The following is a 20,644-nucleotide window of genomic DNA, read 5'->3' as shown; positions in this document are numbered from 1 at the left end:
CCGGCCTCAGTGCGCGACAGAGATGGTGCAGGTGGTACCGGCCACCAGCGGCACATTATCCGGTACCGCGTTTAGCCGGATACGCACCGGGACGCGCTGCGCCAGTCTGACCCAGGGCACGTTGGGTTTGATATCAGGCACCAGACCGCCGTCGCTGGCGATGCTTTGATCGTAAATGGCGCGCCCGATGCTCTCCACCTGGCCCTGCAGTCGTGCGCCGTTACTATACAGCACGATTTGCGCCGCCGCGCCGGGCTGGATATGGCGCAGTTTGGTCTCTTCGAAATAGCCCATCACATAGTAAGAGTGGCTATCGACCAGCGCGAACAGTGGCGTACCGGCGGTCGCGTAATTGCCGGCACGCAGCGTCAGATTACTGACCCAGCCGTCGGTCGGTGCCGTCACCGTGGTTTGCTGCAGGTTCCAGCGCGCCTGATCGAGCATCGCCTGTGCGGCTTTCGCTGTGGCGGCCGCCGCATTCGCGTTGAGGCGCGCCGCGTCCATATCTTCAGCGGAGATCACGTTACGCGGCAGGCTGGCACGGCGATCCGCCTCATGCTGCGCTTTGGCGAGGTCGGCCTGCGCCTTCGCCAGCTGGGCCTGCGCATTGGTCAGCGCAATCTGCCACGGCACCGGATCCAGCGTCAGCAGCACCTCGCCTTTATGCACGAACTGATTGTCGCGCACGGCCAGCGTGCTGATACGGCCGGAGACCTCGGGCGTCACGTCCACCAGTTCAGCGCGCACTTTGCCATCGCGCGTCCACGGGGCCTGCATGTAGTAGTTCCACATCCACCAGCCTGCGAGCAGCGCCAGGGTAAACACCACAAGGGTAGAAAAGTACTTAAAGGGGTTGAATTTCATGGTTATTTATCCGAGGCTCAGTATCCACAGTGCGCCGCTCACGCACAGAACAAACAGTGAGAGATCCATTAAGGTGGGGTGCCAGACATCGCCGGAGTAGATCCAGCCGCGCAGCAGCGGATGAATCAGCAGCCAGAAAAAGAAGCCCAGCAGCACCGCTTTGAACAGCGGCGGGAAGAACAGTGAGGCACCGAATACCAGATCGGTCAGCGGCGCCGTCGCGGTGAGCGCAAAGATTGACACGTGGCATCATCCTTTTTACCCGGGCACGGTTAAATCAAGTGTAGACATCGGGCGTGCCGTCTGGCCCGGGATTTGTAATTTGTCCTGTAAACTCGCAGAATAGTGTAAAATCTGGCTTGATAGCTAGCAAGCTAATTATAAGGAGATGAAATGGATACGCCGCTTGGAACAGATCTGTCTCGCCTGGTGCGCATCTGGCGCGCGTTGATCGACCAGCGTCTGAAGCCGCTTGAGTTGACACAAACCCACTGGGTGACGTTGCACAATATTCATCAACTCCCGCCAGAGCAGTCGCAGATTCAGCTGGCGAAAGCCATCGGTATTGAGCAGCCGTCGCTGGTGCGTACGCTGGATCAGCTGGAAGAGAAGGGGCTCATCACCCGCGCCACCTGCGCTAACGATCGCCGCGCCAAGCGCATCAAGCTGACCCGTCAGGCTGAGCCGATCATTGAGCAGGTCGAAAACGTGATAGACGCGACGCGTGACGACATCCTCTCCGGCATCAGCCTCGAAGAGATCAATCAAATGGTGACGCTGATTGCCCGGCTGGAAAAAAACATTCTCGAGTTGCAGAACCGCGAGAAATAAAACAACCGACGCACTGGCGTCGGTTTTTTTTATCTTTGCGCTTAGCGCGGAGAGACGGTGACCTGGCTGCCGTTGGAGGCCATCACCACGCGCTGGCCGACCGAGTAACGACTGGCGGACTGCTTCTGCACCACCATAATGGTATTGCCGTCATCCTTACGGATCTCCAGCTCTACGCCGTCAGATTTGTTGAGCGCACCCTGCACGCCCTGACCGGCTACGCCGCCCAGTACCGCACCCCCGGCCGTTGCCAGACTGCGCCCTGCGCCGCCGCCGATGGTATTACCGAGGAAACCACCCAGCACCGCACCGCCAATGGCACCGATCACATTACTGTCATCGCCGCCCTGAATTTTTACCGGACGCACGGATACCAGCGTACCGTATGAGACGCTTTGAACCTGCTTGGCTTCGCTGGCGCTGTAAACATCGCCGGAAAGGGTATCGTTATTAACACAGCCAGCCAGCGTGATACCCGCCAGGGCTACGGCTACGAAACGCTTAATCATGAGAAAGCTCCTTAATGCAAAAAAACGCCATATTCTCGTCCTGTACTGCAACAGTATAAGTCAGAAAATGGTCAATTGACGCGATGTCCGAACAATATGCGGCTGGGCCGAAGCATAGACCACCGCCCATCAACAAAAATTCAATTGCCGGATGAAAATAGTTTGCTGCCGGAATGCGTGTCGCAGCGCAGTTGAAAAGCGGAAATTTATCATAGAATTAGCCCCGGTAATTTGCCAGGCTAAACACAGATGCATTGCAGGCCCGCAAACGGGTAAGGAAGCGCTATGAAATCAGGACGCTATATCGGCGTGATGTCCGGCACCAGCCTGGACGGCGTAGACGTCGTGCTGGCCGCGATCGACCAGCATATGGTGGCGCAACAGGCCAGCTACTGCCATCCCATCCCGCTGGCGCTGCGTCAGCAGGTGCTGGCGATTTGTCAGGGACAGACGCTGACGCTGTCGCAGCTCGGTCAGCTTGATACCCGGCTCGGCCAGCTGTTTGCGGAAGCCGTACTGACGCTGATGCAGCAGCAGGCGCTGGAGGCCAGCGATATCATGGCGATTGGCTGCCACGGTCAGACGGTGTGGCACGAGCCGCAGTCGGCGGCACCGAATACGCTGCAAATTGGCGACAATAACCAGATTGCTGCTGCGACCGGCGTCACGGTGGTGGGTGATTTTCGCCGCCGCGACATGGCGCTGGGCGGCCAGGGCGCACCGCTGGTACCGGCTTTTCACCAGGCGTTGCTGATGGACAGCGTTGAACGGCGCATGGTGCTGAATATTGGCGGCATCGCCAATCTGTCGCTGCTGATCCCCGGGCAGCCGGTGCGCGGCTTTGATACCGGACCAGGCAATATGCTGATGGATGCGTGGATCTGGCGCCACAAAGGCCTGCCGTTTGATAAAGATGGCGGCTGGGCGCGCAGTGGCCAGGTCGTGCCCGCGCTGCTGGAGCAGATGCTCGGCGATCCGTGGTTTGCGCTGCCGCCACCCAAAAGCACCGGTCGGGAATACTTCAACCTGGGCTGGGTGGAACAGCAGCTGCAGCGCTTCCCGGCGCTGGCCCCGCAGGATGTGCAGGCAACGCTGTGCGAGCTGACCGCGCTGACCATTGCCCATCAGGTACAGCTCAACGATGGCTGCGATCGTCTGCTGGTGTGCGGCGGCGGCAGTCGCAATCCGCTGCTGATGGCGCGGCTGGCCGCGCATCTGTCTGGCACTGAGGTGGGCACCACCGATCAGGCCGGTATCAGCGGTGATGATATGGAGGCGCTGGCCTTTGCCTGGCTGGCGTTCCGCACCCTGTCCGGGCTGCCGGGCAATCTGCCGGCGGTAACCGGCGCGCGCGAAATGAGCGTGCTGGGTGCCATCTATCCCGCCAATCCCCATGCAATACGTTAAGGAGCAAACATGAAAAAGATGATCGTGCTGGCCGGCACCCTGACCTTACTCAGCGGCTGTGGTATCTGGCATAAGCCTGCACCCGCGCCAGAGACGTTACATTACCAGTGTGGCACGCTGCCGCTGACGGTCACTCTGGACAACGCGAAGCAGCAGGTGAGCTTTATTCTGGACGGCAAACCACTCACGCTGACCCAGACGGTGTCTGCCTCCGGCGCGCGCTACAGCGATGGGACCTACGTTTTCTGGTCAAAAGGCAATGGCGCCTTTGTTGAACGCAACGATAAAATCGTGATTAATGATTGTGAACTGCAGAACGCGGATGCCTCCGCACAGTAAGAGAGAACCGGGATACCAGCATGAGCGACAGTGACAGCTTGCAACACATTGCCCACCTGCGTCGGGAGTACACGCGCGGCGGGCTGCGGCGCAAAGATTTGCCAGATACTCCTCTGGCGCTGTTTGAACAGTGGCTGCAGCAGGCGTGCGCCGCGCAGCTACCCGATCCCACCGCCATGACGGTGGCGACGGTGGACAGCAGCGGCCAGCCCTATCAGCGCATCGTCCTGCTTAAACACTACGATGAGCAGGGCATGGTGTTTTACACCAACCTCGGCAGCCGTAAAGCGCTGCAGCTGGCGGACAATCCGCGCATTTCACTGCATTTCCCCTGGCACTTCCTTGAGCGTCAGGTGATGGTGCTGGGCGAAGTGGAGAAACTGTCGCCGCTGGAAGTGCTGAAGTACTTCCACAGCCGTCCGCGAGACAGCCAGATTGGCGCCTGGGTATCGAAACAGTCGAGCCGGATTTCCGCGCGCGGCGTGCTCGAGGGCAAATTTCTTGAGCTGAAGCAGAAGTTTCAGCAGGGGGAAGTGCCGCTGCCGAGTTTCTGGGGCGGATTCCGCGTCAGATTCCACACCATGGAGTTCTGGCAGGGCGGCGAACATCGCCTGCATGATCGCTTCCTTTATCAGCGTGATGGCAGCGGCTGGACAATCGACCGTTTAGCACCGTAAAACTGCGTTTTATCCCCTTTCAGCGCTGGCGCACGGCTCGTCAGCGCTTTATGCTATAGCCCTCATTTTTTTCGTATCCGCACGTCAGCGGACAGCTGTGTACCAGCATAGGTGCAGTCTGATCAATTTGGAGTCAGTGATGACCAGCAGTAACCTGATACAACAATTGCAAGAGAGAGGCTTAGTAGCCCAGGTAACGGACGAGGAAGCGTTAGCAGAGCGGCTGGCGCAAGGGCCAATTGCACTCTATTGCGGCTTTGATCCCACCGCTGATAGCTTGCACTTGGGCCATCTGGTGCCGCTGCTGTGCCTGAAACGTTTCCAGGATGCCGGCCACAAGCCGGTGGCCCTGGTCGGCGGTGCCACCGGCCTGATTGGCGATCCCAGCTTTAAAGCGGCCGAACGTAAACTCAACACCACGGAAACCGTTAACGAGTGGGTAGAGAAGATCCGCAAACAGGTTGCGCCTTTCCTCGATTTTGACTGCGGCGACAACAGCGCCATCGCGGCCAACAACTATGACTGGTTTGGCGGCATGAACGTGCTGACCTTCCTGCGCGATATCGGTAAGCACTTCTCGGTCAACCAGATGATCAACCGTGAAGCGGTGAAAATGCGCCTGAACCGTGAAGATCAGGGCATCTCCTACACCGAGTTTTCATACAACCTGCTGCAGGGTTACGACTTTGCCGAACTGAACAAGCGCTACGACGTGGTGCTGCAGATTGGCGGCTCCGACCAGTGGGGGAACATCACCTCCGGCATCGATCTGACGCGTCGTCTGCATCAGCAGCAGGCGTGGGGACTGACTGTGCCACTGATCACCAAGTCGGACGGCACCAAATTTGGTAAAACCGAAGGTGGCGCGGTATGGCTGGATGCGAAGAAAACCAGTCCGTACAAGTTCTACCAGTTCTGGATCAACACCGCCGACGCGGACGTCTATCGCTTCCTGAAGTTCTTCACCTTCATGAGCATTGAGGAGATCAATGCGCTGGAAGAAGAAGACAAAACCAGTGGCAAAGCGCCGCGCGCGCAGTATGTGCTGGCTGAGCAGGTGACGCGTCTGGTGCACGGCGAAAGCGGGCTGAGCGCGGCGAAGCGCATCACCGACAGCCTGTTCTCCGGCAGTCTGAGCGACATGACCGAAGCGGACTTTGAGCAGCTGGCTCAGGATGGCATGCCGACCATTAGCCTGAATGCGGACGACGATCTGCAACAGGCGCTGGTGGCGGCGGAACTGGTGCCGTCACGCGGCCAGGCGCGCACCATGATTGGCTCCAACGCGGTGTCTGTCAACGGTGAGAAACAATCTGATGCCGAGTATCGTTTTAGCGACAGCGACAAACTGTTTGGTCGTTACACGCTGCTGCGTCGCGGCAAAAAACACTACTGCCTGATTAGCTGGCAGTAAGGTGCAAGGGCCGGTCTCCGGCCCTTTTTTATGGCAAGCAGTACAGGGCAATAATGAAAAATATCCTCGCAATCCAGTCTCACGTGGTTTATGGCCACGCCGGTAACAGCGCGGCCGAATTCCCGATGCGACGCATGGGCGCCAACGTCTGGCCGTTAAACACCGTGCAGTTTTCCAATCACACCCAGTATGGTCACTGGACCGGCACCGTGATGCCCGCCACCCATCTGACCGATATCGTCAGCGGGATCGCCGCCATCGATCGTCTGAAAACCTGCGATGCGGTGCTGAGCGGCTATCTCGGCTCGGCGGAGCAGGGCGAACAGATCCTGGAAATCGTGCGTATGGTGAAGGCGGCGAATCCTGACGCCTGGTATTTCTGTGACCCGGTGATGGGCCATCCGGAAAAAGGCTGCATCGTCGCGCCCGGCGTAGCGGAGTTTCATTGCAAGCAGGCGATGCCGGCCAGCGATCTTATCGCGCCGAACCTGCTGGAGCTGGAGATGCTCAGTGGCCAGACGGTCGCTAACGTGGAGCAGGCGGTGGTTGCCGCTCGCGCATTGATTGCGCAGGGGCCGCGCGTGGTGCTGGTGAAACATCTGGCGCGCGCCGGACGCCGTAGCGATCGCTTTGAAATGCTGCTGGTCACCGCCGATCAGTGCTGGCACATCAGCCGTCCGCTGGTGGATTTTGGTGTGCGTCAGCCGGTGGGGGTTGGCGATCTGACCAGTGGCCTGTTGCTGGTTGACCTGCTGCACGGCAAATCGCTGCAGGATGCGCTGGAACATGTGACGGCGGCAGTATATGAAGTGATGCTGAAAACCCACGAGATGGGCGAGTATGAACTGCAACTGGTGGCGGCGCAGGATGCGATTGCGCAACCCACGCAGCACTTTGCGGCAGAACAGCTGTAATCGCTGCTAATTAACAGGCCGGCCAGCACGCCGGCCTGTAGCGTCAGACCAGACCTTCAGCCTTCAGTGCGGCCTGAACCGCCGGCCGCGCGGCCACCCGCGCAAACCATGCCTCCAGCGCGCTTAAACCTTCCAGATCCAGTTTGATGGCTTTTGCCCAGCGCGTAACCACAAACAGATAGACATCGGCGACAGTAAAGCGTAACCCCATCAGCCACTGTTTATCCTGCAGCGCGTCGTTAACGCGCTGAAATTTCTGCTCCAGCTGTGCACGCACTATGGCTTTGTACTCTTCCGGCGTATCCGGACGGAACAGCGGGGAAAAGGTTTTGTGCAATTCGCTGCTGATGTAGCTCAGCCACTCCAGCGTGTGATAGCGCGTCAGGCTGCCGGTCGGTGCCAGCAGGTTGCGATCCGGCTTGAGATCCGCCAGATACTGCACAATCGCCACGCCTTCCGTCAGTATGCTGCCGTCATCAAACTGCAGCGCGGGAACCTGTCCTTTGGGGTTTATCTGCCAGTAATCTTCTCCGCGCTCGGTGACTTTCTTCTGCAGATCGACATTGACCTGCGTAAAATCCAGCCCGCATTCGCGCGCAACGATATGCGGCGAGAGCGAACAGGCACCGGGCTTACAATAGAGTTTCATCATGGCCTCTCCTGATGAGTTGTTGTGATGACAGCAGCATAAAACTGCCAGAAATTTTTACCAGTGACAGCGATCAGGAATTGCGGGCGGGCGCGGGAAATTCAGCGGCCGCCTGCAGTCGCGGCGGCAGTGCCGTGAGCGCGAAATCCCAGAAACAGCGTACCTTGGGTGCCATGTTTTTCACCCGCTGCGCCACCAGATGCACCGGCAGCGGTGCCGGCTCCCACTCGCTCAGCAGGCGGATCAGCGTGCCTGCCTGCAGTTCATCTATCACCTGATAAGACAACAGACGGCCAATGCCCTGGCCACTGCGCAATGCATCCAGCTGGCTGGCGATATCATTGACGCGCAGGCGTGGGGTGATGCGCACACGCAGGTCGTGCGCGAAGCGCCACTCACGGGTATGGCGTACACCTGCCACCAGCACATGCATGCTGAGCTCAGCCGGATGGGCCGGGATTCCGGCGTGGCGAAGGTAGTCCGGGCTGGCGACCAGCATCGAGCGCACGCTGCCGACGTTGCGCGCCACCATCGACGAATCCTGCAACTCGCCAATGCGCACCGCAATATCCAGCCCGTTTTCAATCAGGTCCTGATAGCTGTCGCTAAGGATCAGTTCGATTTGCATTTCCGGATGCTGTTGCAGAAAGGCATTGACCAGCGGCATCACGTGGCGACGGCCACACATCACCGGGGCGGTGATGCGCAGCAGGCCGTGCAGTCCGCTGTGGTGGGCGCTGTCGAGCGCGCTCTGGTAATCGTTAAGCAAGCGCTGCGCCTGCTCAAACAGCTGCCAGCCGCTCTCGGTGGGCGCCAGCTGGCGCGTGGTGCGTTCAATCAGGGTGGTGCCGAAACGTGCTTCCAGCGCATTCAGCGTGCGGGTAATGACCGGCGGCGAACGCTGCAATACGCGCGCCGCGCCAGCCAGGCTGCCCTGCTGAATCACCGCAACAAACACCTGCAGCTCGTCAAATCTGTCCATGAGCCATTCCTGATCTCAGCCGTGCAAGGCGAGCATAAAAAGCGTGTTGCTTAAACTACAGCGGAAAGCAGGGGTTGTGAAGGGGGATAAAAAAAGCCGGGCTTAGCCCGGCTCAGAAACGATTACTGGTTGGCGCTGGCGCGCTTCAGTTCTGCCTGCGCGTCATCCTGCGTCATGCGGTTGAGCAGCGGGGCGGTAATCAGCATCAGCAGGGCGATTACGCCAGTGGCGATACCAATCTGCTGGAACACCTGGCTATACACGGCCAGTGAGGCGTGAGGATCGGTGACGTTTTCCGGCACCGCCATCAGGTTCGCTACCTTACCGGCAATCATCGCGGCGCCGGCGGTGGTGAGGAACCAGGAGCCCATAATAAAGCCCATCAGACGCTGCGGCACCAGCTGCGCCACCATCGCCAGGCCGAGACCGGAGATCATCAGCTCACCGATACTCTGCAGCGCATAGCTCAGAATCAGCCAGTTTACCGAAACGATACCCGCCTGGTTCGCGAATTTCGCGCCAAACGGCAGCACCAGAAACGCTGCAGAGCACAGCACCATGCCAATGGCAAACTTGTGCGGCATCGGCAGTTTATCGCCAAGCTTGTTATAGACTGCCGCCAGAATCGGGCTGGCTACCATGATCCAGAACGGATTGAGCGCCTGGAACTGTTCCGGCTCAAAAGTGATACCGAGAATCGCGTGCTCGACGTTACGGATGGCGAAGAAGTTCAGCGAGGTTGGCATCTGCATGTACAGCACGAAGAACACAATGGCTTCGACCATCAGCAGGAAGGCGACAATCATTTTGCGGCGTGCCGCGCCGTGCAGCGCAAAGGCTTCTTTGGCAAACACCAGCACGATACCGATGGCGATCACGCCCAGCGTCATGCGGGCAATGCTCTGATGATGCAGCAGCCAGGTGGCCAGCGCGATCAGCGCAACCACGCCGACAAGGGTCATCAGAAGTTTACCGACCTGCAGCGGCGCAAAGTCTGGTTTGGAGCCGTAATTCTTCACCAGGCGCTGGCAGAACAGGAAGTTCAGCAGGGTGATCACCAGACCCACCACCGACAGCGAAAACGCCGCGCCCCAGCCATATTTGGCCGCCAGCCACGGAGTCAGCATCATGGAGAACAGCGAACCGATGTTGATCGACATGTAGAACATGGTGAAGGCACCGTCGATGCGCGGATCGTCTTTCTCGTAGCAGGTCGACAGCAGTGAAGAAGGGTTAGCCTTGAACAGCCCGCTACCCACGGCGATGGTCGCCATGCCCACATACACCATGGTGGTGTCATGACCGGAGAAGGCAATCATCGCATAGCCCAGCGCCAGCACAATGACGCCGAGAATAATCACGCGTTTGGTGCCGAGCACTTTGTCGCCCAGCCAGCCGCCAATGGCAACCAGGCCGTAAACCAGTGCGCTGAACGAGGTGAACAGGGTGATGGAGTCCGCTTCGGACATCCCCAGCTGTTTCACCAGATAGACCGCCATGATGGCTTGCAGACCGTAGTAGCCAAAACGCTCCCACAGTTCGATGGAGAAGATCAAATAGAACGCTTTCGGCTGACGGAAGGCGTTAAGGCTTACCGCCTCATCAGTGTGTTTGTTTGCAGTTGACACGTATACCTCAGTTTATACATCGCCTGTTTTACAACAGGAATTAAGTCTGCGTCGGGCTGGGTAATCCCGCGCAACATTGTTATTAGAAAGGAAAAACGGCGCCTAATTTGGCTGAATCAGGCCAACAGGGCAAGCATTTTCTGCACGCTGAAATACTTGTTACAGGCAGGGTTATAACCAGGATAATAACTTGTAAATCAGTGTTAAATATCACTGCGTGACATTATAGCAGGATAATTGTTCTAGTTGCAGATCGGTTGATGGATTTTCCTGAGATAAACTGCTTTTCCTGCTCCGGGCAGGACATAATATTATCCAGCCCATTAAGCTGGATGATTCCCCTGATTTTTGCCGAAGAAGTAAGCGCAATTGTCTGATTGTTGAGCACAATACGCAGCTTACGGTTCGCCGCAGGCTAATTTGTTGATCCTGCGCACAAAATTATCAATTAATTAGAAATGTAAAAAAAGAAAACGATTGCTGCTCTCCCGTTTGCCGACAATTTCACCACTTAATCACGGCTTTCATTGTATAAGCTCTGCAACGCCCCCGGCGGCAGTGACCTGTTGCGCCAGGCAGGGGGAGGAGGGATAGCCGATCGCCAGCCCTTAGACAGCCTGAAGAAATTGCTGTAACCTCGTTTTTTCCCTGCAAGGAACTCATCATGAAGCAGTCCGTTCGTGTCGCTCTCGTGGGCGATTACCGTGCCAGTGCCGTCGCGCATCAGGCCATTCCTCCTGCCATTCAGCTTGCCGCCGCCACACTCTCCCTTGACGTAACTGCCGACTGGATCGCCACGCCGGAAATCGATCTGCCGCGTCTGCACGACTATGATGCCGTCTGGGTAGTGCCTGGCAGTCCCTTCCTGAATGATGCCGGCGTGTTCGACGTCATTCGCTGGGCGCGCGAAAGCGGTAAACCCTTTTTAGGCTCGTGCGCCGGCTTTCAGTATGCGGTGGTGGAGTACGCGCGCAACGTGCTGGGTTGGGAGGATGCTGGCCATGCCGAGACCGACCCTGACGCGCGCTGGGTGATTGCGCCACTGGCCTGCTCGCTGGTTGAGCAGCGTGGTGAGGTCACGTTTGAGCCGGGTTCGCGTATTGCTCAGGCCTACGGCGCGCTGCAGAGTAACGAAGGCTATCACTGCAACTTTGGCGTTAACGCTGAGTTCAGCGAGGCGCTGGCCACGCGCAATCTGCGTATTACCTCATGGGATCTGCAGGGGGATGTGCGCGGGGTAGAGCTGACCGATCATCCGTTCTTTGTCGCCACGCTGTTCCAGTCTGAACGTGCTGCGCTTCAGAACCGGCTGTCGCCGCTGGTGGTGGCGTGGCTGCAGGCGGCGCGATAACGATTATTGCTGAGAGTACGGCGCGCGATGTCGCGCCGTTGTTAGCCCGCAGTCAGTCGGTCTTTTCCGCAAATTCACACAAATCTTCAATCAGGCAGGAGCCGCAGCGCGGTTTACGCGCCACGCAGGTGTAGCGACCGTGCAGAATCAGCCAGTGATGGCAGTCAACCTTAAATTCAGTCGGCACCACCTTGAGCAGCTTCTGCTCTACTTCCTCAACGTTTTTACCCGGCGCAAAGCGGGTGCGATTGCTGACGCGGAAAATGTGGGTATCCACGGCAATGGTAGGCCAGCCAAAAGCGGTGTTGAGCACCACGTTGGCGGTTTTACGCCCGACGCCGGGCAGGGCCTCCAGTGCCGCGCGGTCTTCCGGTACCACACCGCCGTGTTGCTCCAGCAGGATGCGGCAGGTTTTGATGACGTTTTCCGCTTTGCTGTTAAACAGGCCAATGGTTTTGATGTACTCTTTAACGCCTTCCACGCCGAGCGCCAGCATTGCCGCTGGCGTATTGGCCACCGGATAGAGTCGGGCGGTGGCTTTGTTGACGCTGACATCGGTTGCCTGTGCCGACAACAGCACAGCGATCAGCAGCTCAAACGGTGAGCTGAAATTCAGTTCAGTGGTCGGATGGGGATTGGCGTCACGCAGCCGCGTGAGGATCTGCAGGCGTTTATCCTTATTCACACAGCCTTCCCGGTTTCGCCCTGCGGCGCGGCAGCAGCAGCGTCCAGCTGACGTGCGGCGCGCTGCTTCATCTTCTGATCGATCAGGTATTTGCCGGCCAGCAGCATACCGAGGCCGATAAACGCACCCGGCGGCAGCATCGCCAGCAGCATCGGTGAATCAAAATGCACCACTTCAATACGCAGCGCTTTAGCCCATGGCCCCAGCAGCTGATCAGCACCGTTGAACAGCGTGCCGTTACCAATCAGTTCACGAATCGAACCCAGCGTCACCATCGCGCAGGTAGCGCCCATACCGATGGCAAAGCCATCCAGCGCGGAGAGGGGAATATTGCTTTTCGATGCCACCGCTTCCGCGCGTCCCACCACAATGCAGTTGGTGACGATCAGCGGGATAAAGATGCCCAGCGACTGATACAGGCCATAGGCATAGGCGTTGATCAGCATCTGCACGCAGCTCACCACCGAGGCGATGATCATCACGTAGATCGGAATACGAATTTCACCCGGCACCCAGCGGCGCGAAGCGGAAATCGCACTGTTGGTGATGGTCAGTACCAGCGTGGTCGCCAGTCCAAGTCCCAGTGCGTTAGTGGCGGTTGAGGTCACCGCCAGCAGCGGACAGAGCCCCAGCAGCTGCACCAGCGCCGAGTTGTTCTTCCACAGTCCGCCAATCAGTAAATTTTTCGCTTCACTCATGGTGCATCTCCACATTCAGGCAGCGAAGCGAGCTTCGCTGGCAGCGTTTCAATCAGCAGCGCCGTGCGTTTGGTGGCGTTGACCACCGCGCGCGGCGTGATGGTCGCGCCGGTGAACTGGTCAAATTCGCCACCGTCTTTTTTCACGGCAAAGGCTTTATCGTCGGCACCGTGCACCACTTTGCCGTTAAAACTGTTGATCCAGTCGGAAATTCGCAGCTCGATTTTATCACCCAGACCCGGCGTCTCATGATGTTCAATTACGCGTACGCCCAGCACTTTGCCGTGAAAATCGGCGCCGACCAGCATCTGTATCGCGCCAGAATAGCCGTCAGGGGCGGTGGTCTCAAGTGCGGCGGCCACCGGTTGATCTCCTTTGCGCGCCACATACAGATGGTGCGGTTTGTCGTTGCCGAGCGCGCGGGCATCGGTCACCAGCAGACACTCCTGCTGAATATTGTTGTCGTACAAATCGGTGGGCACCACCTGGTCGAGCAGGTTTTTCTGCTGCAGCGCAGTCTGGTGATCGACCGTCGGTTTGGTGACGTAGTTGACCACCGCCGTCACGCCGGTGGTGATCACGGCAAACATGCCCAGCGTGAACGCGTTTTTACGAATGGTTTCGATCATCATCAATCCCTGCGATGTCCATACACGCGCGGCTGCGTGTAGTAGTCAATCAGCGGCACGCAGATGTTAGCGAGCAGCACCGCAAAGGCGACGCCATCCGGATAGCCACCGAAGCTGCGAATCAGCCACACCAGCAGGCCAATCAGCGCACCGTAAATCAGCCGGCCACGGTTGGTGGTGGACGCGGTGACCGGATCGGTGGCAATAAAGAACGCACCGAGCATGGTCGCCCCGGAGAACAGATGCACCAGCGGCGAGTTCAGCGACTGCGGCGCGAACAGCCAGCCGAGCGTGGCGCACAGCGCCAGCGACAGCAGGAAGCTGAACGGGATATGCCAGCGAATGGCGTTCTTCGCCAGCAGCAGCATGCCGCCGAGCAGATAGCCGAGATTGACCCACTGCCAGCCGAGGCCGGCCAGTACGCCGCCGTAAATCGGCTGGGCCAGCAGCTGATCGGCGCTGTGTCCGGCGCGCAGGCCGGTTTTAAAGGTATCGAGCGGCGTAGCCTGGCTCACGCCATCCACTCCCAGCTGCAACTGCTGCATGGTGTCACCGGCCAGCGTGTGGCCGGTAAAAATCATACTGAGTGAGTCCATCAGGCCAGGTTTGATCGCCTGCAGCACATCCGGCGGCAGCCAGCTGGTCATCTGCACCGGGAAGGAGATCAGCAGTACCACATAACCGACCATAGCCGGATTGAAAGGATTCTGGCCGAGGCCGCCGTACAGTTGCTTGGCGATAACCACGGCAAATACGGTACCGAGCACCACCAGCCACCACGGCGCCAGCGGCGGCAGGCTGATGCCCAGCAGCAGCGCCGTCAGCAGGGCAGAGTTATCCGCCAGCGTCGGCACTACCGGCGCGTGACGCAGGCGCAGAATTACGCCCTCGGTGATCCATGCGGTAGCGACCGCCAGCAGCACCTGAATCAGGAAGCCGATGCCGAAGAAATACCACTGTGCCGCCATGCCGGGCAACGCGGCCAGCACCACCAGCAGCATGATGTTGCCGGTGCTGCGGCGGTTATGGGTATAAGGCGAACTTGCAATACGAAAAGCCATTTAGTCCTCAGTCGTCGAAGGCTGCTGCTGCGCTTTACGCGCTTTGGCACGGGCGACCGCTGCGGCAATCGCCGCTTTGCGTGGGTCGGCGGAGTCAGGAGAGGCAGCAGCCTCCACTTCAGGGGATGCGGCGGGCGCGTCGGCTGTCTGCTGCGCTGCGGCCGCGGCTTTCTTCGCTTTGGCGCGGGCAATCGCCGCTTCAACCGCTGCTTTGCGCGGATCGACTTCAGCCGCTGGCGTTTCCGCTGCCGGCTCAGCATCGGCCGGCGTCTGCGCGGCCGCGGCTTTCTTCGCTTTGGCACGGGCAATCGCCGCTTCAACCGCCGCTTTGCGCGGATCGACTTCAGCCGCTGGCGTTTCCGCTGCCGGCTCAGCGTCGGCCGGCGTCTGCGCGGCCGCAGCTTTCTTCGCTTTGGCGCGCGCAATAGCCGCTTCAACCGCCGCTTTGCGCGGATCGACCTCAGCCGCTGGCGTTTCCGCTGCCGGCTCAGCGTCGGCCGGCGTCTGCGCCGCCGCCGCTTTCTTCGCTTTGGCGCGCGCAATAGCCGCCTCGACCGCCGCTTTGCGCGGATCGCTTTCTGCGGTCGTGGTGTCAGCGGCTGGCTGTGCCGGCGCGGCCACTTTTTTCGCTTTAGCACGCGCAATGGCGGCTTCCACGGCGGCCTTGCGCGGGTCAATGGCCTGGCGGCTTAGCGGTTCGGTTTCAGCCTGCTTCTCGGCCTGCTGCGCCAGCGCCTGCGCATGGCGCGCTTCGCGTTCGGCCGCTTCCTGTTCCGGCGTCTTCGCCTGACGCGCTTTCACGCGCCCGGTTGCCGCTTCCAGCTCGGCTTTATCGCTGCGCGCAACCCGCTGTTTGGCCTGCTCGTGGCGCGCTTCCCGCGCCAGTTTTTCCCGCTCAAGGCGTGCCTGACGCGCTTCAAAGCGTGCTTTGGCTTCGGCGGTGCGTTTGGCCTCCAGATCGATGGCGCGCAGTTCGGCTTTTTCCTGACGGTAATACTGCACCAGCGGAATATTGCTGGGACAGACATACGCACAGGCACCGCACTCAATGCAGTCATCAATGTGATGGGCGCGCGCTTTGTCATGATCGCCACCCTGACTGTACCAGTACAGCTGCTGCGGCAGCAGTTTTGCCGGGCAGGCGTCAGCGCAGGCGCTGCAGCGGATGCAGGACTGTTCTTCCTGTGGTTGCCCCATCTCGCTGGCCGACGGTGCCAGAATACAGTTGGTGATCTTCACCACCGGCACGTTGAGGGACGGCAGGGTAAAGCCCATCAGCGGCCCGCCCATGATCACCATCTGGCGCGCACCCGGCGTGAAACCGACCTGTTGCAACAGATGGCTTACCGGGGTACCAAGACGGCCCCAGACATTACGCGGCCGGGCAATGGCCTCGCCGGTCAGCGTCACCACGCGTTCCGTAATCGGTTCGCCATCGACAATGGCGCGCTTCACCGCCCAGGCGGTGCCGACGTTCTGCATCAGCACGCCAATGTCGGTGGAGCGTCCGCCGTGCGGCACTTCCCGCCCGGTGAGAATTTTGGTCAGCTGTTTGGCACCGCCGGAAGGGTATTTGGTTGGGATCACCCGCAGCTGCAGCTCGCGGTCACCGGCCAGCGCCTGTTTCAGCGCGGCAATCGCCTCCGGCTTATTATCTTCAATGCCAATCAGCACGCGCTCCGCCTGCAGCACCCAGGCGAGGATGCGGCAGCCTTCCAGCACTTCGGCCGCACAATCCTGCATCAGGCGGTCGTCCGCCGTGATGTAAGGTTCGCACTCGGCGGCGTTGATGATCAGCGTGTTGACGCCGCGCAGTCCGCCGCGCAGTTTGGTGGCGGTCGGGAAGCCTGCGCCGCCGAGGCCCGCAATACCGGCATCGTGGATGCGTTTCACTACCGCGTCCCGACCCAGCGCGCGATAGTCCGGCTGCGGATCGAGCGGCATCCAGCGGTCTTCGCCATCGGCGCGCAGAAAAACGCACAGCTCGGACAGGCCGGATGGGTGTGCCGTCATGTGCGGCGCGATGGCTTCAATGGTACCGGAGGTCGGGGCATGCACCGGCAGCATCCGGCCGCTGCCAAAGGTCAGCGGCTGGCCGCGCAGCACTTTATCGCCCGGCGCCACGCAGATTTCGCCTTCGTGGCCAATATGCTGTTTTAACGGAATGATGAACTGCTCAGGCAGCGGTAACTGGCTGAGCGGTGTGCCGCTGGACTGGGTTTTCATTTCCGGCGGGTGAATGCCCCCTTCGAAATCCCACAGCTTGTCTTTGCGCAGCAGTGATAACAGATTAAGCATGATGTTCTACCGGGATCACCCGTACAGGAATGGTGTCGAGATCCCACTTCCAGTTGGCCGTGGTGGTGGCAACCGGACGCATCTCAATGCAGTCGGTCGGGCAGGGAGCAACACATAAATCGCAGCCGGTGCAGACATCGCTCAGCACGGTGTGCATGGCGCGCGTGGCGCCCACAATGGCGTCAACCGGGCAGGCCTGAATACATTTGGTGCAGCCAATACAGTTGGCTTCGTCAATCCATGCCACGGTGCGCACCGGCGTCAGCACTTCCGCGCCGCCATCCAGCGGCTGCGGTTCAACGTTAAGCAGCTCGGCCAGCTTCAGCATGGTCTGTTCGCCGCCCGGCGCACATTTATTGATGGCTTCACCGTTATTGCCTACCGCATCGGCGTACGGACGGCAGCCGGGATAGCCACACTGGCCGCACTGGCTCTGCGGCAGAATCGCATCGATCTGCTCAACAATCGGGTCTTCTTCTACTTCAAAGCGGCGCGAGGCGTAGCCCAGCAGGGCACCAAACACCAGTGCCAGCGCCGCCAGAACAGCAATAGCAATCCAAATCGCGGTCATATCAGAATTTCACCAGACCGGTAAAGCCCATGAACGCCAGCGCCATCAGGCCAGCGGTGATCAGGGCGATGGAGTTTCCTTTGAACGGTGCCGGCACGTTGGCCAGCACCAGACGTTCACGCATGCCAGCGAACAGCACCATCACCAGCGAAAAGCCGAGTGACGCACTGAAGCCGTACAGCGCCGCCTGCAGGAACGTGTGGTTGAGGTTGACGCTCAGCAGCGGCACGCCCAGCACCGCGCAGTTGGTGGTGATCAGCGGCAAAAAGATACCGAGCAGGCGATACAGCGACGGGCTGGTTTTACGCACCACCATTTCGGTGAACTGCACCACTACCGCAATCACCAGGATATAGGCCATGGTACGCAGGTACACCAGATCGAGCGGCAGCAGAATCAGGTGATTGACCAGCCAGGCGCAAATCGACGCCAGCGTAATGACGAACGTGGTGGCAAGTCCCATGCCAATGGCCGTTTCCAGTTTTTTTGACACGCCCATAAAAGGGCAAAGGCCGAGGAATTTGACCAACACGAAGTTGTTCACCAGCACGGTGCCAATAAAGAGCAGTAAGTAATCGGTCATTTTTTAACCTGGAAGCCGAAAGGCGTTTATTATCCGGAATTGAGAGGTGCATCTCAACCTTTGCGCGATTCGTGCGCTGGCTGAGAGCACTCAGAATTAAATTCCTGACGAAAAGAGCGTCATCAGGGCTGAATAAAGGTCTGTTTTACCCGCTGTGAGCGTTTGAAGTAGGGCACAAAGACTGCCGCCGAGAGCAGGGCCAGCAGCAGTGTCTGGATCGCTTTCCCATCGGCCACCGGCGTAAAAGCGAAGGTTTTCAGCGCCAGCAATACGGTCATCAGCAGCCAGAGAATGTAGTGACGTGGCAGACGGCGCGAACGCTGACAAAAGATCCAGCACACCCAGATGCTGTACAGCCACACCGCGGCGGCGGTGAGTAAAGACACCAGCCACTGCGTCATTAAAATACTGGCGTGAGAAAACAGCGTGGTGCGCAGTTCCGTGTCAAACAGCGGCCGCAGATAGAGCGCCACCACCAGCGCGCTGGTCAGCATCGTCATAATCAGCCAGGCCAGCGGCAGCAGCAGCCAGCCGGCAATACGCGGCGGGTTTACCGATTCGGACATGTTGTTCATCCTGATGTAAGAAAAAAGACGAGGCAGAGCGTACCATGTCCAAACGGGTCACGCCCGATTCGGACAGCGCACCAGGGGCAGAAACAGGGATAAGCGCGCTTTACACCACGTAGCGCCAGACGGATTTCGGCACACAGCCGAGGTCATACAGACGGCCACCTGAGGCGAGTTCAGCACGGCGGTGATCGGCGGCGCGGTACATATTGATGATCTCGTTATCATCAGTGAGCGAATAATTGAGGTGATCGTAGAGTTTTTCCAGACTCTCAAGATTATTCACTTTACGAAATTTCAGCAGGTAATCGAGCGCAGTCATGATTGCCATAAAAGATAGAGAACGGGGAAGTGCTCAAGTATAGGGAGCACGCGGCCAGAGTCCAGACACCGCGGTTAAAAAAATTCAAAATTCAGACAACGTGCGCTAATTCGCTTATCAAAAGGGACTTTTTTACGCTTTTATCTTTTTTAACGCGCATTTTTCTGCGTATCAGGCGCGTTTTCGGCCCCGTTAACCGGGGGCTGGTGAGAAAATTTAACAGGTTCCTTAAGCGGTATTCCAGACGCTATTTTTCGCACTTTTGTTACGCTTATTTTGAAACGCAGCAGGCGCGAAAAAGCGATTTATCTGTAACCGGTGACGCACAAGGGTGCAGCTGTGATGAAACGTCAAATCGCAAGTGTGCGAATTATCACAAAACAGAACATTGCCTGCCGCGCGCATGAATAACCATTCTTTACGTGTCCGTTGTAATCGTTTCCAGTGCCTGCGGTCATAACCGCTTCTGTTTATTACAGTTATTTAACCTCCGCTGACATAAAGTTCAGGCGTTTTGTCCATAAGCTGAGTCAGCTGTCTGACACGCTGATACGCGTAACCCCTTTAATTCATTCTGTTTTGTGAGGTGTGTCGCGCTTGTTTTAGCGCAATTGCGCCAGGCTTGAAGCGCGTTTGTACCCCTACAGCACACTCCCTTCAGAGGAATGAAAATTATGTGGAAACGTTTACTCTTGACCACCATGGTCAGCGCCGCACTCAGCACATCGGTTCTGGCTGCCGACATGACGGTGGGCTTCTCGCAGGTCGGTTCTGAATCCGGCTGGCGCTCAGCCGAAACCAACGTGGCAAAAAGTGAAGCGCAAAAGCGCGGTATCACCCTGAAAATTGCCGATGGTCAGCAGAAGCAGGAGAACCAGATCAAAGCGGTGCGCTCGTTTATCGCTCAGGGCGTTGACGCCATCTTTATCGCGCCAGTGGTACAGACTGGCTGGGAACCGGTGCTGGAAGAGGCCAAAGACGCCAAAATCCCGGTGTTTCTGCTGGACCGCGCCATCGTGGTGAAAGATAAATCGCTGTACATGGCGGTGGTGACGGCCGACAACGTGCTGGAAGGCAAACTGATTGGTGACTGGCTGGTGAAAACCGTCGGTGACAAGCAGTGTAACGTGGTGGAACTGCAGGGTACCGTCGGTGCCAGCGTGGCGATCGACCGTAAGAAAGGCTTTGCCGAAGCCATCGCCGGCCACAACAACATCAAAGTGATTCGCTCGCAGTCCGGTGACTTTACCCGCAGTAAGGGTAAAGAGGTGATGGAGAGCTTCATCAAAGCCGAGAACAACGGCAAAAACATCTGCATGGTGTATGCGCATAACGACGACATGGCGATCGGCGCCATTCAGGCGATTAAAGAAGCTGGCCTGAAACCGGGCAAAGACATTCTCACCGGTTCGATTGATGGCGTGCCGGATATCTATAAAGCGATGCTGGCCGGTGAGGCCAACGCCAACGTTGAGCTGACGCCGGACATGGCCGGCCCGGCGTTTGACGCGCTGGAGAAATTCAAAAAAGACGGCACGCTGCCGCCGAAAATCATCAAAACCGAATCAAAACTGTTCTTACCGGCTGACGCTCAGGCGGAGCTGGATAAGAAAAAAGGCATGGGTTACTGATCCCCGCAACCGCCCTTCGGGGCGGTTTTTAT

General features: G+C 58.5%; 23 protein-coding genes. 8 read left to right on the top strand and 15 right to left on the bottom strand.

Going from position 1 to position 20,644, the window contains the following annotated elements; all coding sequences use genetic code 11:
- Window positions 1-6 precede the first annotated feature (6 nt).
- Window positions 7-864, bottom strand: coding sequence for an efflux RND transporter periplasmic adaptor subunit (locus tag AC6I8F_RS10675; RefSeq protein WP_215800168.1), 858 nt, complete (start codon window positions 862-864; stop codon window positions 7-9).
- 6 nt (window positions 865-870) lie between these two features.
- Window positions 871-1,107, bottom strand: coding sequence for a DUF1656 domain-containing protein (locus tag AC6I8F_RS10670; RefSeq protein WP_021506205.1), 237 nt, complete (start codon window positions 1,105-1,107; stop codon window positions 871-873).
- A 150-nt stretch (window positions 1,108-1,257) separates the two neighbouring features.
- Between AC6I8F_RS10670 and slyA the strand changes: the two genes are divergently transcribed.
- Window positions 1,258-1,695, top strand: a complete 438-nt coding sequence (gene slyA, locus AC6I8F_RS10665; RefSeq protein WP_010618966.1) for a transcriptional regulator SlyA — start codon at window positions 1,258-1,260, stop codon at window positions 1,693-1,695.
- Between the two features lie 41 nt (window positions 1,696-1,736).
- Here slyA and slyB read toward each other — a convergent pair whose 3' ends face one another.
- Window positions 1,737-2,204, bottom strand: coding sequence for an outer membrane lipoprotein SlyB (gene slyB / locus AC6I8F_RS10660; protein ID WP_021506204.1), 468 nt, complete (start codon window positions 2,202-2,204; stop codon window positions 1,737-1,739).
- Window positions 2,205-2,489: 285 nt separating this feature from the next.
- On the opposite strand from slyB, the gene anmK reads away from it, so the two are divergent.
- The 5 genes from anmK to pdxY all read left to right on the top strand — a co-directional run bounded on the left by anmK (window position 2,490) and on the right by pdxY (window position 6,955).
- On the top strand, window positions 2,490-3,611 hold the full coding sequence (gene anmK / locus AC6I8F_RS10655) for an anhydro-N-acetylmuramic acid kinase (RefSeq protein WP_498028017.1): 1,122 nt from the start codon (window positions 2,490-2,492) through the stop codon (window positions 3,609-3,611).
- A 9-nt stretch (window positions 3,612-3,620) separates the two neighbouring features.
- Window positions 3,621-3,950, top strand: coding sequence for an MliC family protein (locus AC6I8F_RS10650; protein WP_021506202.1), 330 nt, complete (start codon window positions 3,621-3,623; stop codon window positions 3,948-3,950).
- Between the two features lie 20 nt (window positions 3,951-3,970).
- The gene (gene pdxH / locus AC6I8F_RS10645; RefSeq protein WP_021506201.1) at window positions 3,971-4,627 is read left to right on the top strand and encodes a pyridoxamine 5'-phosphate oxidase; all 657 of its coding nucleotides are present in this window, start codon (window positions 3,971-3,973) and stop codon (window positions 4,625-4,627) included.
- A gap of 139 nt (window positions 4,628-4,766) precedes the next feature.
- Entirely contained in the window at window positions 4,767-6,041 is a 1,275-nt protein-coding gene (gene tyrS / locus AC6I8F_RS10640) for a tyrosine--tRNA ligase (RefSeq protein WP_058769710.1), read from the top strand.
- A 53-nt stretch (window positions 6,042-6,094) separates the two neighbouring features.
- Window positions 6,095-6,955: a pyridoxal kinase PdxY gene (pdxY, locus tag AC6I8F_RS10635; RefSeq protein ID WP_058776274.1), complete on the top strand. Its 861-nt coding sequence runs from the start codon at window positions 6,095-6,097 to the stop codon at window positions 6,953-6,955.
- 43 nt (window positions 6,956-6,998) lie between these two features.
- Here the strand turns inward: pdxY and gstA are convergent, their stop codons facing one another.
- The 3 genes from gstA to dtpA form a co-directional block, all read right to left on the bottom strand.
- Window positions 6,999-7,604: a glutathione transferase GstA gene (gene gstA, locus AC6I8F_RS10630; protein ID WP_282954341.1), complete on the bottom strand. Its 606-nt coding sequence runs from the start codon at window positions 7,602-7,604 to the stop codon at window positions 6,999-7,001.
- Window positions 7,605-7,677: 73 nt separating this feature from the next.
- Complete coding sequence (locus tag AC6I8F_RS10625; protein ID WP_282954141.1) at window positions 7,678-8,586, bottom strand: LysR family transcriptional regulator; 909 nt, start codon at window positions 8,584-8,586, stop codon at window positions 7,678-7,680.
- Between the two features lie 122 nt (window positions 8,587-8,708).
- The gene (gene dtpA, locus AC6I8F_RS10620) at window positions 8,709-10,214 is read right to left on the bottom strand and encodes a dipeptide/tripeptide permease DtpA (protein WP_058757699.1); all 1,506 of its coding nucleotides are present in this window, start codon (window positions 10,212-10,214) and stop codon (window positions 8,709-8,711) included.
- A gap of 664 nt (window positions 10,215-10,878) precedes the next feature.
- Between dtpA and AC6I8F_RS10615 the strand changes: the two genes are divergently transcribed.
- On the top strand, window positions 10,879-11,565 hold the full coding sequence (locus tag AC6I8F_RS10615) for a CTP synthase C-terminal region-related (seleno)protein (protein WP_394516641.1): 687 nt from the start codon (window positions 10,879-10,881) through the stop codon (window positions 11,563-11,565).
- A gap of 52 nt (window positions 11,566-11,617) precedes the next feature.
- Here the strand turns inward: AC6I8F_RS10615 and nth are convergent, their stop codons facing one another.
- The 9 genes from nth to ydgT form a co-directional block, all read right to left on the bottom strand.
- Complete coding sequence (gene nth / locus AC6I8F_RS10610; protein ID WP_211725409.1) at window positions 11,618-12,250, bottom strand: endonuclease III; 633 nt, start codon at window positions 12,248-12,250, stop codon at window positions 11,618-11,620.
- The gene (locus AC6I8F_RS10605) at window positions 12,247-12,948 is read right to left on the bottom strand and encodes an electron transport complex subunit E (protein WP_498028016.1); all 702 of its coding nucleotides are present in this window, start codon (window positions 12,946-12,948) and stop codon (window positions 12,247-12,249) included. Before AC6I8F_RS10605 ends, nth begins: the two co-directional genes overlap by 4 nt.
- A complete protein-coding gene (rsxG, locus tag AC6I8F_RS10600) occupies window positions 12,945-13,577 on the bottom strand; it encodes an electron transport complex subunit RsxG (protein WP_031279157.1) in 633 nt (210 codons plus the stop codon). Before rsxG ends, AC6I8F_RS10605 begins: the two co-directional genes overlap by 4 nt.
- Before the next feature lie 2 nt (window positions 13,578-13,579).
- Window positions 13,580-14,638, bottom strand: coding sequence for an electron transport complex subunit RsxD (gene rsxD, locus AC6I8F_RS10595; protein ID WP_498028015.1), 1,059 nt, complete (start codon window positions 14,636-14,638; stop codon window positions 13,580-13,582).
- Window positions 14,639-16,936: an electron transport complex subunit RsxC gene (gene rsxC / locus AC6I8F_RS10590; RefSeq protein ID WP_262255775.1), complete on the bottom strand. Its 2,298-nt coding sequence runs from the start codon at window positions 16,934-16,936 to the stop codon at window positions 14,639-14,641.
- Window positions 16,929-17,507, bottom strand: a complete 579-nt coding sequence (gene rsxB, locus AC6I8F_RS10585) for an electron transport complex subunit RsxB (protein WP_021506189.1) — start codon at window positions 17,505-17,507, stop codon at window positions 16,929-16,931. Before rsxB ends, rsxC begins: the two co-directional genes overlap by 8 nt.
- A 1-nt stretch (window position 17,508) precedes the next feature.
- On the bottom strand, window positions 17,509-18,090 hold the full coding sequence (rsxA, locus tag AC6I8F_RS10580; protein WP_010618951.1) for an electron transport complex subunit RsxA: 582 nt from the start codon (window positions 18,088-18,090) through the stop codon (window positions 17,509-17,511).
- Between the two features lie 122 nt (window positions 18,091-18,212).
- Window positions 18,213-18,656 (bottom strand): DUF2569 domain-containing protein, encoded by a 444-nt coding sequence (locus tag AC6I8F_RS10575; RefSeq protein WP_058758460.1) that lies wholly within the window; start codon window positions 18,654-18,656, stop codon window positions 18,213-18,215.
- A gap of 109 nt (window positions 18,657-18,765) precedes the next feature.
- Entirely contained in the window at window positions 18,766-18,981 is a 216-nt protein-coding gene (ydgT, locus tag AC6I8F_RS10570) for a transcription modulator YdgT (RefSeq protein ID WP_010618950.1), read from the bottom strand.
- A gap of 674 nt (window positions 18,982-19,655) precedes the next feature.
- Between ydgT and ytfQ the strand changes: the two genes are divergently transcribed.
- Window positions 19,656-20,612, top strand: a complete 957-nt coding sequence (gene ytfQ, locus AC6I8F_RS10565) for a galactofuranose ABC transporter, galactofuranose-binding protein YtfQ (RefSeq protein WP_021506185.1) — start codon at window positions 19,656-19,658, stop codon at window positions 20,610-20,612.
- Window positions 20,613-20,644: the final 32 nt, after the last annotated feature.

Source organism: gamma proteobacterium symbiont of Axiagastus rosmarus (assembly GCF_059730925.1).
This window is presented reverse-complemented; position numbering and strand designations above follow the sequence as displayed.

Excerpts from the sequence above, each read along its gene's own strand:
- ydgT (WP_010618950.1), bottom strand. The coding sequence starts at position 18,981 with ATGACTGCGCTCGATTACCTGCTGAAATTTCGTAAAGTGAATAATCTT.
- pdxH (WP_021506201.1), top strand. The coding sequence starts at position 3,971 with ATGAGCGACAGTGACAGCTTGCAACACATTGCCCACCTGCGTCGGGAG.
- rsxD (WP_498028015.1), bottom strand. The coding sequence starts at position 14,638 with ATGGCTTTTCGTATTGCAAGTTCGCCTTATACCCATAACCGCCGCAGC.
- AC6I8F_RS10650 (WP_021506202.1), top strand. The coding sequence starts at position 3,621 with ATGAAAAAGATGATCGTGCTGGCCGGCACCCTGACCTTACTCAGCGGC.
- ytfQ (WP_021506185.1), top strand. The coding sequence starts at position 19,656 with ATGTGGAAACGTTTACTCTTGACCACCATGGTCAGCGCCGCACTCAGC.
- rsxB (WP_021506189.1), bottom strand. The coding sequence starts at position 17,507 with ATGACCGCGATTTGGATTGCTATTGCTGTTCTGGCGGCGCTGGCACTG.
- rsxA (WP_010618951.1), bottom strand. The coding sequence starts at position 18,090 with ATGACCGATTACTTACTGCTCTTTATTGGCACCGTGCTGGTGAACAAC.
- slyB (WP_021506204.1), bottom strand. The coding sequence starts at position 2,204 with ATGATTAAGCGTTTCGTAGCCGTAGCCCTGGCGGGTATCACGCTGGCT.
- AC6I8F_RS10675 (WP_215800168.1), bottom strand. The coding sequence starts at position 864 with ATGAAATTCAACCCCTTTAAGTACTTTTCTACCCTTGTGGTGTTTACC.
- AC6I8F_RS10605 (WP_498028016.1), bottom strand. The coding sequence starts at position 12,948 with ATGAGTGAAGCGAAAAATTTACTGATTGGCGGACTGTGGAAGAACAAC.
- gstA (WP_282954341.1), bottom strand. The coding sequence starts at position 7,604 with ATGAAACTCTATTGTAAGCCCGGTGCCTGTTCGCTCTCGCCGCATATC.
- rsxG (WP_031279157.1), bottom strand. The coding sequence starts at position 13,577 with ATGATCGAAACCATTCGTAAAAACGCGTTCACGCTGGGCATGTTTGCC.
- tyrS (WP_058769710.1), top strand. The coding sequence starts at position 4,767 with ATGACCAGCAGTAACCTGATACAACAATTGCAAGAGAGAGGCTTAGTA.
- AC6I8F_RS10625 (WP_282954141.1), bottom strand. The coding sequence starts at position 8,586 with ATGGACAGATTTGACGAGCTGCAGGTGTTTGTTGCGGTGATTCAGCAG.
- pdxY (WP_058776274.1), top strand. The coding sequence starts at position 6,095 with ATGAAAAATATCCTCGCAATCCAGTCTCACGTGGTTTATGGCCACGCC.
- rsxC (WP_262255775.1), bottom strand. The coding sequence starts at position 16,936 with ATGCTTAATCTGTTATCACTGCTGCGCAAAGACAAGCTGTGGGATTTC.
- AC6I8F_RS10615 (WP_394516641.1), top strand. The coding sequence starts at position 10,879 with ATGAAGCAGTCCGTTCGTGTCGCTCTCGTGGGCGATTACCGTGCCAGT.
- AC6I8F_RS10575 (WP_058758460.1), bottom strand. The coding sequence starts at position 18,656 with ATGTCCGAATCGGTAAACCCGCCGCGTATTGCCGGCTGGCTGCTGCTG.
- slyA (WP_010618966.1), top strand. The coding sequence starts at position 1,258 with ATGGATACGCCGCTTGGAACAGATCTGTCTCGCCTGGTGCGCATCTGG.
- anmK (WP_498028017.1), top strand. The coding sequence starts at position 2,490 with ATGAAATCAGGACGCTATATCGGCGTGATGTCCGGCACCAGCCTGGAC.